Source organism: Flavobacterium sp. Sd200, from assembly GCF_009826935.1.
Classification (GTDB): Bacteria; Bacteroidota; Bacteroidia; order Flavobacteriales; family Flavobacteriaceae; genus Flavobacterium.
In genome coordinates this window covers 765,656-780,425 of sequence record NZ_WUMN01000001.1, presented here as the reverse complement: position 1 = coordinate 780,425, position 14,770 = coordinate 765,656, and the positions used below count along the sequence as shown (strand labels likewise).

At 38.8% G+C, this 14,770-nt stretch carries 11 protein-coding genes; 3 read left to right on the top strand and 8 right to left on the bottom strand.

Translation table 11 applies throughout. The features are described 5' to 3' along the window. Positions 1 to 100 precede the first annotated feature (100 nt). From GR160_RS03605 to GR160_RS03580, 6 genes are all read right to left on the bottom strand, one after another. Positions 101 to 703, bottom strand: a complete 603-nt coding sequence (locus GR160_RS03605; RefSeq protein ID WP_160748461.1) for a TetR/AcrR family transcriptional regulator — start codon at positions 701 to 703, stop codon at positions 101 to 103. 63 nt (positions 704 to 766) lie between these two features. Continuing rightward, complete coding sequence (locus tag GR160_RS03600) at positions 767 to 2,170, bottom strand: efflux transporter outer membrane subunit (protein ID WP_160748460.1); 1,404 nt, start codon at positions 2,168 to 2,170, stop codon at positions 767 to 769. Next, positions 2,170 to 5,325, bottom strand: coding sequence for an efflux RND transporter permease subunit (locus GR160_RS03595; protein WP_160748459.1), 3,156 nt, complete (start codon positions 5,323 to 5,325; stop codon positions 2,170 to 2,172). Before GR160_RS03595 ends, GR160_RS03600 begins: the two co-directional genes overlap by 1 nt. Before the next feature lie 29 nt (positions 5,326 to 5,354). Continuing rightward, positions 5,355 to 6,491 carry an efflux RND transporter periplasmic adaptor subunit gene (locus tag GR160_RS03590; protein WP_160748458.1) on the bottom strand — a complete coding sequence of 379 codons (1,137 nt, stop codon included), beginning with the start codon at positions 6,489 to 6,491 and terminating at the stop codon, positions 5,355 to 5,357. Between the two features lie 152 nt (positions 6,492 to 6,643). Further along, a complete protein-coding gene (locus tag GR160_RS03585; protein ID WP_160748457.1) occupies positions 6,644 to 7,393 on the bottom strand; it encodes a LytTR family DNA-binding domain-containing protein in 750 nt (249 codons plus the stop codon). A 3-nt stretch (positions 7,394 to 7,396) separates the two neighbouring features. Continuing rightward, positions 7,397 to 8,491, bottom strand: coding sequence for a sensor histidine kinase (locus tag GR160_RS03580; RefSeq protein ID WP_160748456.1), 1,095 nt, complete (start codon positions 8,489 to 8,491; stop codon positions 7,397 to 7,399). A gap of 621 nt (positions 8,492 to 9,112) precedes the next feature. Here GR160_RS03580 and GR160_RS03575 point away from each other — a divergent pair. Together GR160_RS03575 and GR160_RS03570 are read left to right on the top strand one after the other, a co-directional pair. After that, positions 9,113 to 10,672 carry a type I restriction-modification system subunit M gene (locus tag GR160_RS03575; RefSeq protein ID WP_160748455.1) on the top strand — a complete coding sequence of 520 codons (1,560 nt, stop codon included), beginning with the start codon at positions 9,113 to 9,115 and terminating at the stop codon, positions 10,670 to 10,672. Between the two features lie 327 nt (positions 10,673 to 10,999). Continuing rightward, complete coding sequence (locus GR160_RS03570; protein WP_202390699.1) at positions 11,000 to 11,524, top strand: hypothetical protein; 525 nt, start codon at positions 11,000 to 11,002, stop codon at positions 11,522 to 11,524. 289 nt (positions 11,525 to 11,813) lie between these two features. Here GR160_RS03570 and GR160_RS03565 read toward each other — a convergent pair whose 3' ends face one another. Beyond that, positions 11,814 to 12,704: a winged helix-turn-helix domain-containing protein gene (locus GR160_RS03565; protein WP_160748454.1), complete on the bottom strand. Its 891-nt coding sequence runs from the start codon at positions 12,702 to 12,704 to the stop codon at positions 11,814 to 11,816. A 183-nt stretch (positions 12,705 to 12,887) separates the two neighbouring features. On the opposite strand from GR160_RS03565, the gene GR160_RS03560 reads away from it, so the two are divergent. Continuing rightward, positions 12,888 to 13,427 (top strand): hypothetical protein, encoded by a 540-nt coding sequence (locus tag GR160_RS03560; RefSeq protein ID WP_160748453.1) that lies wholly within the window; start codon positions 12,888 to 12,890, stop codon positions 13,425 to 13,427. Between the two features lie 279 nt (positions 13,428 to 13,706). Here GR160_RS03560 and GR160_RS03555 read toward each other — a convergent pair whose 3' ends face one another. After that, positions 13,707 to 14,768 (bottom strand): carboxymuconolactone decarboxylase family protein, encoded by a 1,062-nt coding sequence (locus GR160_RS03555; RefSeq protein ID WP_160748452.1) that lies wholly within the window; start codon positions 14,766 to 14,768, stop codon positions 13,707 to 13,709. Positions 14,769 to 14,770 lie beyond the last annotated feature (2 nt).

The window sequence follows — 14,770 nt, the reverse complement described above, 5'->3', positions numbered from 1 at the left end:
CTGTAGGTCATTATAACATAGAAAACATACCCGCATATCCATAAAAAAACAGAAAGCAGGGATTCTCTCAATATAAAAATCTGCTTTTCTTTTAAACGTATCATACAGTAAATTTTGACAGTATGTTTGCTATCAGTTCTTTTAAAACTATCTTATACTGTTTAGCCGTACATAAATTTCTTTGACCATTTTCGCATAGATATATGCTCTGAAAAATTACATCGAGAGGAAGATTAATAACAGACAATAATTGAATTAAAAAATGTTCTGCTGTAAGGTCGTGTAAACTATTCTCTTCAAAAAACATATCAAGTTCTTTAATAAAGGCTTGAATTTTAAAGTTTTGTTCAGTTAAAAAATGTTGAATTTCGGTGTTGTTTCCTGAAGCAGTTATTATAAAGATATCCAGAAACGGATAGCTGGCAGCAAAGGCAAATGCAGTTTCAGAAAATTCACTTATTCTTTCCCGCATTCCAATCTCTGTAATAAAAAGCTGTTGCGTTTTAAGTCTGTAAAGCCCCATGGCATGTTGGCAAACCAACTCTTCTATTTCTTTTTTATCTTTAAAATAGTAATGCAATAAAGTGCGGCTCACTCCGGCTGTAACAGTTATTTCTGCCGTAGATGGATGAAATATTCCCTGAGTAAGAACTAAATTGATCGCAGCATCTTTTATTTTTTCCCTGTTAGAATCATTTATCATATATCATATTAAAATAAATTCCATCCCCAAACGGTTTATGTTTAAGGATGGAATAACAAACAACTAATTAATACCACCGCCCAAGGCCCGATAAAGTTCTACCATTGCATTTACCTGTTCAAGCTTAATATTTATGGCTTCCAGGTCGTTTTGCAGGGCACTGTTTTGCGCTGTAATCACTTCAAGATAATCGGCCATGCCGTTGCCATAAAGTAAATTAGCATCTTTAACCGCTTTATCAAGCGAAGCCGTTTTTTGCACTACCAAATCCTGCCTTTCCTGTGCATATTTTAATTTAGACATAGCATCTGAAACCTCGCCCACGGCAGTTGTATACGATTGCTTAAAAGCAATAATTGCTTTTTCCTGTTCAATTTGTGCTACTTTATAAGCTGTGCTTAATTCTTTCTTCCTGAATAAGGGCTGCACTAAACCTGCTGCTATAGTCTTGGTTATAGAGCCGGGAAAATCAAACCACTTTTCAAATTCAAAAGTGTTGGCCCCTACAGACGGTGTTAAAGTGAGCGACGGGTACATAGCCGCTTTAGCCAGCCCTGCCTTTGCCGCGGCAGACATTACCTGATACTCGGCAGCCTTTACATCAGGGCGACGGCTGAGCAAGGACGCCGGTACGCCTGCCGGAAATTTAGCCTCAATAGTATTGTTGTCTAAACTGCCTGCTCTTTCAACCTTATCCGGATACTCGCCACATAAAATCTGCAATGTGTTTTCCTGAACGGCAATATTAGCTTTGGCTTGTGGCAGCAGTAACTCTGCCGTTTTCTTTTGTGCCTCGGTTTGGTCTACCGCCAGCGAACTTATAGTACCAGAATTGTACTGCAGGCGCATCATTTTTAAGGTGCTGTCGGTTAGTTCAATATTCTTCTCTGCTATCTTAAGTTGCTCGTCTAAACCAAGAAGGTTGTAGTATGCTTGTGCTACCTGTACAATAATCCTTGTTTTTAATGCGGAAAGATTTTCTTTCTGCGCAAAATATGCGGCACGGGTATCGCGCTTGCGTAATGCCACCTTGCCCCATATATCGGCTTCCCACGAAAGTGGCAGGTTAATGGTATAATCATCAAGATATTCCTGCCCTGTAAACTGCTCACTTAATGAGCCATTAAGTGATGTTTTAGACTGCCACGCCCTGTTAGCACTAACGTTTAAATCTAATGATGGTAATATAGACAACTTAGCCTGTTTATAATTCAGGTCCAGTTGTTCCATAGTTTTAAGCGCTGTAGCTACCTCAAAGTTTTTTGTCAGGGCTTTATCTATAAGTTCCTGTAGCTTAGGGTCTTTATAAAACTCTTTCCAGGGCATTGCAATGCTGTCTCCGGTAAGTGTAAAATCTTCCCTGAACGCAGCAGGAGCATTTAATTCCTCCCGCTGGTATTTTTTTCCTACTACACATGATGACAGGCATAAAGCTGCTGCAAATGCTAAATAATATGTTGATTTCATTATTCTTGTATTGTTGAATTAACCGTTTTAGGCTGTCCGGATATCTTTTCCTGCAGGTACTGGAACAGTATATACAATATTGGGATAACAAATATGCCCAGTACCACACCGCTAAACATACCCACAGCGGCACTTACACTTATAGACCTGTTACCTATTGCCGTACCACCCGATGCAAACATAAGTGGCAACATACCTACTATAAAGACCAGTGAGGTCATGATAATGGGCCTTAACCTTGAACGTGCACCTTCTATGGCCGATTCTATTAATGGCAGTCCTGCCTGCCTTCGTTGCACGGCAAACTCTACAATAAGTATTGCATTTTTAGCCAGTAGCCCCACGAGCATAATCAATCCCACCTGAACGTATATGTTGTTGTCTAAGCCTACTGCTTTTATACCCAGGAAAGCACCTAATACACCTGTAGGTATAGACAGCAGTACAGCCAGCGGCAACAGGTAGCTTTCATATTGTGCTGCCAGCAAAAAGAACACAAACAACAGGCAAAGGCCAAAGATGGCTACAGTCTGGTTACCGGCAGCTTTTTCTTCAAGGCTAAGCCCTGTCCACTCATAACTATAGTCAGACGGAAGATTATTCATAACTGTTTCAATGCTCTGCATAATATCTCCGCTGCTGTAACCCGGCAATGCAACCGCTGTTATACTAACCGAGTTATACAGGTTATAGCGGTTTACCGATTCCGGCCCGTATACTTTTTTAAGCGTAACTAACGAGCGTACAGGAACCATTTGCATATCGGCATTTCTAACAAAGATTTCATTAAAAGCATCTTCATCTATCCTGAAAATGCCATCGGCTTTCACATTTACCCTGTAAAATTTACCAAAGCGTGTAAAGTCAGACGACTGGTCTCCGGCAAAATAGGTTTGTATGTTGTTTAGCAACTCACGTATGCTAACCCCCATTTGTTTGGCCTTATCTTCGTCTACCTCGAGCTCCAATTGCGGGTAATCTGCCCTGAAGGTAGTATAGGCATATTGCACGCCCGGCTGTTGCATAATTTGGCCTATAACCCTGTCTGCCATAGCCTTTAATACCGCAGGGTCTTTGGCTGTCCTGTCCTGTAGTACAATCTCTGCACCGCTGGTTACACCAAAACCTTCTACCGGAGGCATACGCAGCGCCATAATCTGGCCTTCTTTAATGGTAGCAAGTTTACCGCTCACTATGCCTAATATTTGTTCAATATCTTTTACCGCGCCGCGCTCTTTTTTTGGTTTTAATTTTATGAAGCCCATGGCATAGGCAGGGCTGGCACTGTTGCTTAAAATGTTGAAACCTGTAATGCTGGTGTTGTTATCTATAGCCTCAACACCCTCAAGCTGCTTTTGTATCTTTTTTACAACCTGTGTAGTCCTGTCAAGTGCAGTACCGGGTGGCATAGAAAGACTGTAAATCATAAAACCATCATCTTCCAGCGGCACAAAGCTTTTTGGCGTAGATGCCATACTGAACACTGCCAATGCTGTAATGCCCAAAACAAACCCAGTGGCTATCCATTTCCTGTTTATAAGGAAGCGTACACCTTTTATATACCTACCCGTAAGGTTATTGAATGAGGTATTGAACCCTGTAAAGAATCGTTGCTTAAAACTTTTTTTAGTATGACTATTGTTATGCCCGTGGGCATGTGTGTTTTTAAGCAATATGGCACACAGCGCAGGTGTAAGCGTAAGCGCGTTAACCGCCGAAATTACAATAGCTATGGCAAGGGTGTAGGCAAACTGCTTATAGAATATACCTGACGAACCCGTCATAAAACCAATTGGGATAAATACCGCCGACATTACAAGGGTAATAGATATTACCGCCCCCGTAATTTCAGACATGGCACTGTGGGTAGCTTCTTTTGGTGTAAGCCCGGCATCTTCCTCCATTTTACTGTGTACGGCTTCAACTACCACAATGGCGTCGTCTACTACAATACCAATGGCCAAAACTAATGCAAACAGCGTAAGTATGTTTATGGTAAACCCAAATACAAGAAGGAAGAAAAACGTACCCACAATGGCTACCGGCACTGCAATAGCCGGGATTATGGTAGAGCGCCAGTCCTGTAGGAACAAATAAACTACTATGAATACTAAAAGAAATGCCTCTATCAGGGTAGATTTTACCTGGCCCGTAGCCTCATCAAGGCGTTCTTTGGTACTCATAACGCCTGTGTATTTAATACCCGGAGGGAATGATTTTGAAAGCCTTTCAATTTCCTGGTTTACACCTATCTCAATATCATTTGCATTAGAGCCGGAAGTTTGTAATATGGCTATAGTAACGGCATTTAATCCGTTAGACTTGTTATCACCACTGTAAGAGATTGAGCCAAACTCTACACGTGCTACGTCTTTAAGACGCAGCAGGTTGCCCGCGTCGTTCTTAACCACAATATCTGAATACTGTTCGGGCTTGTTCTTTTTACCCTTGTAGCGGATTACATACTCTAACGCCGCATCAGACTCTTCTCCCAGCTTGCCGGGAGCCGATTCAAGGCTTTGGTCGGCAATGGCAGTGGTAATATCTGACGGAACTAATCCGGCATTGGCCATTTTTCTTGGATCGAGCCAAATACGCATTGAATAATCTTTCGCACCAAAAATCTGTGCCTGCCCTACACCCGGTACACGCTTAATTTGCGGCACAAGGTTTATGTTGGCATAGTTTTGCAGAAAAAGCTCATCATACTTTTCATTATCTTCTGTATATAGGTTAAAGATAACAATCATACTGTTTTGCAGCTTGCTGGTGGTGAGTCCCATGCGAACAACCTCCTGTGGGAGTTTTGGTGTGGCCTGCTGCACGCGGTTTTGTACGTTTACTGCGGCCTGGTCCGGGTCTACACCCTGCTTAAATATTACGCTTATAGAAAACGAACCGTCGTTACTAGCAGTAGATTTTATGTATTGCATATTCTCTACACCATTAATTTGCTCTTCGAGTGGTGTAACCACCGAACGGATAACCGTTTCGCTGTTACCTCCCGGATACGAGCCGCTTACCATAACCGTAGGCGGCGAAATGTCCGGGAACCTAGTTACAGATAACCTTGTTAAACCAAGGATACCCAAAATAACCAGTACCGTAGATATTACTGTGGCCAGTACAGGCCTGTCTATTATACTTTTTAACATAGATATGTTTTATTAATAAATCTGTGGGATTATTTTTTGGCTACCGGCTTTTGAGCTGCAGCACCGTCTTTTGCAGTAACTTCCATACCATCGGCAAGGGCATCTATGTTGTTAAGCGCCACTTTATCGCCTGATTTAAGGCCTTTGCCTACAAAATAGTTGTTATCTGCGCTACCGGCAATTTCAATTGGGGTCATGGCTACCTTGCCACCATTAAGGGTAAACACAAAAAACTTATCCTGTATGTCTTTTACGCTCGCCATAGGTATACTTACTACAGATGCAAGGCTGCCGTTAAGTATTACCCTTGCCGAACCACCCGAACGCAGGTACTTTTTAGGGTTAGGGAAAATGGCCTTTAAAGAAATACTGCCCGTGGTACGGTCTATGTTACCGCTGGCTACCTCTACCGTGCCTTTGTGTTCGTAAATGCTACCATCTGCAAGGATAAGCTGTACGCCTTTGTCTTCGGTTACATCCTTTTGAAAACCCAGATAATCGGCTTCACTCATAGAGAAATACACAAATACAGTATTTATGTCAGATAGTGTTGTAAGCGGTGCGGCATCGGTAGGTGTTACAAGGTTGCCTATTCGGTTAGGAATTCTGCTTATATAGCCGCTTACAGGTGCTTTTATAAGCGAGAAATCGGCATTGAGGCGCGATGAACCTAATGAAGCCTTTGCCTGTGCCAATTGTGCTTTTGCAGCTTCCAGGTTTGCCTCAGCAGTTTTTAACTGCATGGGCGAAAAGACCTTGCCCTCTACAAGCGGTTTTATTTTTTCTACCTCAAGGCGGGCATTAGCAAGGTTAGCTTCGGCATTTTTATAGGCAGCCTCACTATTGTGCACCTGCTCCTCATACACATCGCCTTTAATTTTAAAAAGCGACTGTCCTTTTTGCACATAATCGCCTTCTTTTACATAAATAGCTTCAAGATAGCCCGATACCTGTGCTTTTATATCTACATTAACGCTACCTTCTATAATACCCGGATATTTTTTATCTACTTCGCCGGTGCCAGACTGTACGGTTAAAAAGTCTACTTCGGGCTTAGGCATTTGTTGTGAAGCATCGCCACCACTTTGCCCGCAAGAGGCAAATGAGGCTGCCGCCAACAAAAACAATGCTGCTTTAAATGTGCAATAGCTTAGGGAAAATTTCATTGTTATTTACTGATTAATAGTTTTATACAGCAAAATAACAGTGTAATAAAGCAGGCTGGAAAGATATTTAACCGAAGTGTATTTTTTGCTAATTGAAACGTAAAATTGGCGAACTCAAAAAATATTTATGTCCGCAATTTTAAAGCCCGGGGCTAATAATCAATCCATGATTTTAAAAGCGTGGCCTTTTCACGGCTTACAATAATTTCAACCCCCGGATTGTTTTTTATAAGTACTACAAGCTTAGAGTTGAAGTGGTTATAAATCTGGTCTATGGCATCTATATGTATAATATACTGTCGGTTTGCCCTGAAAAACAGCTTAGGGTCGAGTTGGCTTTCCAGTTCGTCCATATTTAATGGTACTACCTCTTCTGTGCCGTTGTGCAGCTTTGCACGTGTAATTTTATGCTCTAAATAAAAATACTTAACATCAGAAACTAAAAGTGTTTTAAACCCATCGCGAAACGGCAGCAGAAAACGGCTGCGGTAGTCTTTAGTAGCTACAAAACTTAAAAGGTTTTCCAGCTTGGCTGTAAGGTCGTCCTTAACAACGGTGCTAAGTTTAGTAAATGCTATAGCAAGTTCTTCCTGTTCTACAGGTTTCAACAGGTAATCTATACTGTTATATTTAAAAGCCCTTACGGCATATTCATCATAAGCTGTTGTAAAAATTATGGGGCAGGTAATTTTTATCTTAGAAAAAATCTCGAAACTAAGCCCGTCACTAAGCCGTACATCCATCATCACCAGGTTAGGCATTTCATTAGCCGAAAACCAATCTACACTATCGGCAATACTCTCTAACACCGCAACAATAACAGCATCGGGCTTTAAAGCCATAATAAGCCTTGTAAGCCTGTCGGCATTCGGTTTTTCGTCTTCTACAATTATAATATTCATTGTTTATGCCTTTAGGTTAATAACAACTTTAAAAACCTCATGTGTTTCTACAATAAGGGGTGGCTGTATTCCTAACAGGGTATACCGGCCTATGATGTTTTTTAATCCGGTACCCGATGAGTGTACATCGCCCTGAATGGGGAGTATCGTGTTTTCAACAACAAGTTGATTGGCACCTTCATTATATACGTTTACTTTTAAAGGATTAGATTTGGTAGTCTGATTATGCTTAAGAGCATTTTCTATTAAAAGTTGTAACGTGAGTGGCGGAAGATAAAACGGTAGTGCGGCATCATCTATATTGATAGAAAATGAAACTCCCAGGCCTATACGGTTTTGTAATAAAAATATATAAGACTGTACAAATTTAAGTTCTTCAGAAAGGGCTATCAGGTCTTTTCTTGAATTTACAAGCAGATAGCGATAGACTTTAGAAAAGTTTTCAGAAAATTCATAACCAAGTTTCTGGTCTTTTAAAATCAGTTCAGAAAGTACGCTGAGGTTGTTAAACACAAAATGCGGGTCTATTTGTAATTTTAGTGCGTTGAGTTCTGCTTCAGTAACCGCCCTTTTCATCTCGGCTGCCTTTAACTTTTCTTCGGCTGCCTCAAACGCAGCTTTTTTCCAGCTCTCTATAACATAGCTACCGGTATTAATACTGCTTATTACAAGGCCAATAACGATACTGCCAGTTATCCAGCTCCAAATATCCTGAAAATTGCATAAAGGATCTGATTCACAATCGGTATCGTAAAAAAGTGAACCAATCATGATCTGAAAAAAGATTATAATAACTACCCCCGTAATTTGAAGCAGGCTTTGAACTATTGACCTTTTCAGCGTTTTTTCGGTCCATGGCAAAAGTTTATTAAGCTTACTGTTAAGTATAATACTAAACCAGGATATTGCAATACAAAATAAAAGGGTAAGGGCTATGTCAAAAAGCATCTCAGGCAACGACTGTGTAAAGAAAACCTGCCAATAGCGTGACGTGGGATGCAACAAAAATGAAATAAAATAATACAGCAAAAGAGACAGCAATGTAAAAAGCACACGCCTCCATTTTTTAACTACATATTTGTTTACATCGTCAATCATAGGATTAATATTCTAAAATTAAAATTCAATCACACCAGAATTATTAATCTACAAATTAAAAAAAATAAAATCTTGGCTAATGGTATAATCAACTAAAGTGTAAATATCTTTTACTAAAGTGTATAAAATATTGCCTGGACAGTTTTTACAAAAACATAAACTGCGTGTCTAAACATGTAGAAGTTTACCGATTGGTAAAGATGTTACATTATTGAGAAGTTAACTTAGCTACATCATTCTTAAAACGGTTCGAAAATTGTTCCGTAAGACCACCACAATTCAGCTTTATATCATTATAAAGCATATTAAAACAATGAAAAACTGAAAATATGTAATTTTCAGTTTTTTTATTTTTATCCTTTCATCATCGAAATTTTCAAAAATCCACAAAGTTATTGTGGCTCAGCTATATTTTTTTTTGTGGCTTAATAACTATCTTGAAGAATCGTCGTAATTTCTTCTATTCATAAAGTTAATTAAATTGTAAATAAATTTTACATTTTATCATAGGCATCATCAAATTTTTAAAAATCTCGATAACCATTAATACAAAATAAGTATTATGATTATTTTAGCATTCTTTAAGGATTAAAAATCTCTAATCTAAAATCTATTCGAACAATGTCAGAAGAGCAAAAAAAGATACTTGAGCAGCAACTTTGGAATATTGCTAACACCTTAAGGGGCAAAATGAATGCCGATGAATTTAGGGATTATATTTTAGGATTTATTTTTTATAAGTATCTTGCAGAGAAGATGGAAATCTATGCGAATTCCATTTTAACACAGGACAATATCCAGTTTCGCGACATAGAAGAAGATACCGAGGAGGGACAGCAATATATTAATGCTATTCGTGAAGAATCTCTTGAAACTTTGGGATATTTTTTAAAGCCATCTGAGCTGTTTGGTGAAATCGCCAAACGTGGAAGTAGTGATACAAACACATTTATACTGGAGGACCTTCAGAAAATTCTTCTCAATATACAATTGAGCACCATGGGCACCCAGAGCGAAGAAGATTTTGACAATCTCTTTGAGGACATGGATTTAAACAGCACCAAACTGGGTAAGACCGCCGAGGCAAGAAATGCTATTATTGTAAAGGTGCTTGTGCACTTAGACGAGATTGATTTTAAACTCGAGCATACAGAGCTCGACGTATTGGGTGACGCTTACGAATACCTGATAGGCCAGTTTGCAAGCGGCGCCGGAAAAAAGGCCGGCGAGTTCTACACTCCGCAGGAAGTCTCAAAGATATTGGCAAAAATAGTTACAACAGGTAAGAACAAGCTTAGGTCTGTGTACGACCCCACGTGTGGCTCGGGGTCCCTCCTACTGCGTGTGGCAAGGGAAGTAAAAGACGTTACCAACTTCTACGGCCAGGAAATGAACCGCACTACCTACAACCTTGCCCGGATGAACATGATACTGCACGGTGTGCATTACCTGAAGTTTGACATTAAGCAGGAAGACACCCTGGAACACCCACAGCACTTAAATGATGCGCCTTTCGAGGCTATTGTGGCTAATCCGCCGTTTTCGGCAAACTGGAGTGCCAATCCCCTATTTTTAAGCGATGATCGGTTTAGCCAATACGGCAAATTAGCACCGGCAAGCAAAGCCGATTTTGCATTTGTGCAGCACATGATTTACCACCTTGCTGAAAACGGCATCATGGCCATTGTGCTACCGCACGGTGTTTTATTTAGGGGTGCTGCCGAACTGCATATTCGTAAATACCTGATTGAACAAAAAAATTACTTAGATGCTGTAATAGGCCTGCCTGCCAATATATTTTACGGCACCAGTATTCCTACCTGTATACTGGTGTTTAAAAAGTGTAGGGAAACACCCGATGATATTTTATTTATAGATGCCAGTAAGGAGTTTGACAAGGTAAAAAACCAGAACATGCTGCGCGAAGAGCATATTACCAAAATTGTTGACACTTACCGCAACAGGACGGTTATAGAAAAATATAGCCACTCCGCAACCCTGAAAGAAGTTGCCGATAACGATTACAACCTGAACATTCCGCGCTATGTAGATACTTTTGAGGAAGAGGAAGAAATAGACATACAGGCCGTAATGCGCGAAATTAAGGAACTGGAAGCAAAAAGGGCTGAACTCGACAAAGAAATTGAAATGTACTTTAAGGAACTTGGACTTGTTTTTTAATATCCTTAATGTAATTACTAACGAAATTTGAATAATCGAGATGGCAAAAGAAAATAAAAGTAAGGGCAATGTTCAAAATAGAATAGGCCAAGTGTTCTTAAATCGAAAGAAGTTGGCGATAGGATATTGAATAAGATTTTAAACTTTGTGGATACGTTTGTTAATGGAATAACGGGCAGTTAATGACCATAACCGTCCTGTTTATTAATATAAAGTATTCTGTATTTAGAAATTAAACACTAAATTAGCTACTTATCATCTTCGCTATTAAACATCTGCATGTTTATGGCCAGATAGAAAAATCAAACCATAATCTTGTTGAGTTAAATGCTAACAGGTGAACAAAGCAATACCCGTTCAATTACATTTATCGATACTGAAATTGAGCCAAACAAAGGCAAAATACTTGATATAGGTGCAATTAAAGCTGATGGCAATCATTTCCACAAGCCATCACTCGCAGATTTTACCCAATTCCTGAGAGGAAGCGAATATGTATGCGGACACAATATCTTAAATCACGATATTAAATATATAGGGAAAGCATTTGATGATTCCGGGATTAATCCTTCAAACATCATCGATACTTTATACCTTTCTCCTTTGTTATTTCCAACAAAGCCCTATCATGCGTTATTAAAGGATGATAAACTTCAAACAGATGATACTAACAATCCTTTAAACGATTCTATAAAGGCGCGGGATTTATTTAATGATGATGTTGCTTCTTTTTGGCAAACTGATGAAGCGCTTAAAGAACTCTTTTGGCTACTGTTAGGCCGTACAAAAGAGTTTGGGGCATTTTTCAGATTTGTAAATTATAGTAGCACAGCCATGATGCCGAATCATTAATCAGGTTAAAGTTTAGCGATACTATTTGTAGCCAGGCAGATTTAACTAAAATTACAGATGAGCATCCTATTGAACTGGCATATTACCTGTCGTTGATTAACTCATTTATAACGAATAAAAGGGTTCACTCTATTACTCTCCGCCCTGGGTTCTTAAAAACTATCCTGAGGTAGAGCGTATAATGTTATTGTTACGAAGCAAACCCTGTATAACCGGTTGTACTTATTGTAATAGTGCCCTGGATATTTATGCTTTGAGTAAAAAAATAGACAATTACAAGAATCTCTTCCTAAGAAGTAATGTTAAGTTTGTATCCTTTTCCCCGTATAACAACAATTTTTATGTTGGGATCATGTTCCAACTTTTTCCTGAGTTTTGATATGAACATATCCAAACTACGCCCAACAATAACACCTTCATCCTCCCATATCTCTTTTTGCAATCGGCTTCTCTCTATGACCTCGTTGGGAGATGATGCGAAAATAAGCAATATGCGGGTTTCAGTCGCAGTAAGGTCTACTGTGTTTTCGTTTATGATGAGTTTCCGATTCTTCGCATCAAACAATACTGAGCCCAAAGTATACAAACTGTCGTATTGACTGTCTGATAAAACTTTTCGCGGCTTAACTGATCTCATATAAACAAAACCGGCAAATGCTAAAAATGACAGGCCGCCTAAAAAAAATGCATTCTTTGCTGTATTTATTTCCATTGGCCTAAATTTAATGTTCATCATATAACATGCTTTAGGCTGTCTTCTTCCAATACAGGCTACAATATCATCTTTTTTATTTTTAGATACAGCATATCCATATACCACACTGGAATTGCCACAATTAAGAATGTTAACAATATAATCGCGTACCAACGGATCTTTGGCCAATAAACGTTTGGTGATATTCATAAGGGAGTCCGGTCGAAAAGTAAAATCATTTTCAAACCTGATCTGGTATTCATTTTCTGCAATCTTTTTTATCGGGAGAACTCTTGATGTACTGTCGCCCGACTGTAAAAGTAATTCATGCCCGATCTTGCGGAGCAAAACCTCCCTTCTTGCGAAAACAAAGTCATCACTATCAGTCATAATAAAAGCTGCAGAGATTACATAAATGAAGACCAGTAATATAGAGCCAAACAGGTACTTGCGTTTTCCTGAAAGAATATTTTGAAGAAGATACATAGTGTCAAGATCTTTATTTTACAAAGTTTACATTTTTATTTACAATCTAAGTTCCTCTTAATGAAATATATCAAAGTAATTTTGTTGTATCAATTTTAAAAGGATATGAAAAATAAAAAGAATGCCTCACATGCACAGAATTTATCAGGAGATAGATATCCTTTTAATTAAAACAAAAAGAAAATGAAAAAAATCACTCATGCAATGATCTTACCATTAGTTATGGTAAGCGGACTGGTATTTGTAAATTGCGAAATTAAAAATGAAGCCCCTAATGAAACAATTCAAAAACCACTCTCTACTGTTGAAAAGAAAGCTGAATTGAAAAAATGGGAAGCTACCCCTGATGGTATAAACTACAAAAAGTGGAAAGTGTCTCCGCAAGGTAAAAAAGTGCTTGCCGATGCCGCAAAAATAAGGAAACATATAAGTGCCTTTACTAATATGGAAGCTGTTATAACTTCTCTTTCTCTTCCGCCGGGATCAGCATTAGGTTTCGGAGTGATGGCCAGGATTAATGGTGACGATTATATTCTTAAATTTGAACCGGAAAAGTCACAACTTCAGCAATTGCATAGCCTGAAAGTTAACGACAAAATAATTATAAAAAGCCATAGTGTATCACATGCGCCCAAATATTCATATCCAATAATATCGGGCGACTACGTAGAACTAAATAGTAAAGTAATTTATAAACGCACCCTTCGTAAAAACGGTTGCTAAGTTTAATAAATACAGATATATTCACGGTGCCTTATGAACAAAAAGATAGTAATTTTATTCATTATAACTTTTGTCATAGGCTACCGTGAATTTCTAAAAACAATGTATCGGTAAACTGCTTATCTGCGGCAAATAAAAATATGTTCCAGATACAAACGAAAGTTTTGTAACATGTAAATGTCCTGATATGACCAGTAACAGAATATGAGATTGCAGAAAACTAAATGATCGTTATTTTTTAATTGTTCAAAAATATCATCAATATTTTCTTTACTCATATTACTTAATCTTTTTAAAAACTTGTGGCATAATGGCATTATCTAAAGCATCCATATCTACCAGTTTTAGAAACTTTACCATTTTTAGGGTAGTTTCTTTATATTTTTTAAAGTGCGGAGTTTGCAAATGTGTCTCATAGGCTTTTTTATCGGAATATATTTCTACAATCCTTATCTGACTGGGGTTTTCTTTTTGAAACATGGGGTAAATGGCTATCACGCCTGATTCTAATACCACTGATGCCGTAGATTCCTCCTCTAAAATGGCATTGTACTGTTCAATAAATTCAGGCAGTATTTCAATTTCAGAAATACGCACCATCATATCGGGGGCAGTTACTGTCAGTTCTGGTTCTCCTATACTACTGCGCAATATATTAGCTTGTGTACGGCCTGCATATTTTTCTATAATGTTGCAAAGTACTCTAAGCTGCGCATCTGTTATCCCCGTGTTTTTACCAATACCAATATGTGATTTGAGCTGTGCCCCTACCCCCGGCATGGCTGCAAGAGCAGAGATAGTTACAAGTTCACGCTGGCTATAGCTCAATACATCATTTATAAAAATATCTGCAAAAAGGTGTTCTTTCAGAAAAGCGTCTATACGTGGTGCAAACTCCCCGAATCCCGGTGCCGGTTTGGGCTGCGGCGTTTTGGTAAGTTCCTCTAAAACCTTGCGGCCTTGTTCATATTTGTCTTTTGCCGGGTTTTCTACTACAATGGATTTGCCTTGGATATCTTTAATGCCTTTAGCTGACCTTTCTTCTATCACAGTTTTAAAAATACCCAGCGCGTTCAGACTTCGCGGAAAACCGCAATACGCATACAACTGTATCAATGCTTCCTTAATTTCGTTTATGGTAAGTCCGCTGTCTAAACCTGAGTTGAATACGGTTTTTAAATCAACTGTGTTGCCAATAGCGGTTAGGGCAGAAATAGCAGCCATATTTTGCTGTCGGGCATCAAGTGCATTATTGTCTTCTATTTTGGTTTGTGCATTCATGGTAATAGAAAATAATACCAGAAAAAGCAATAACATCTTAAGAATACTTTTTCTGTCCATAA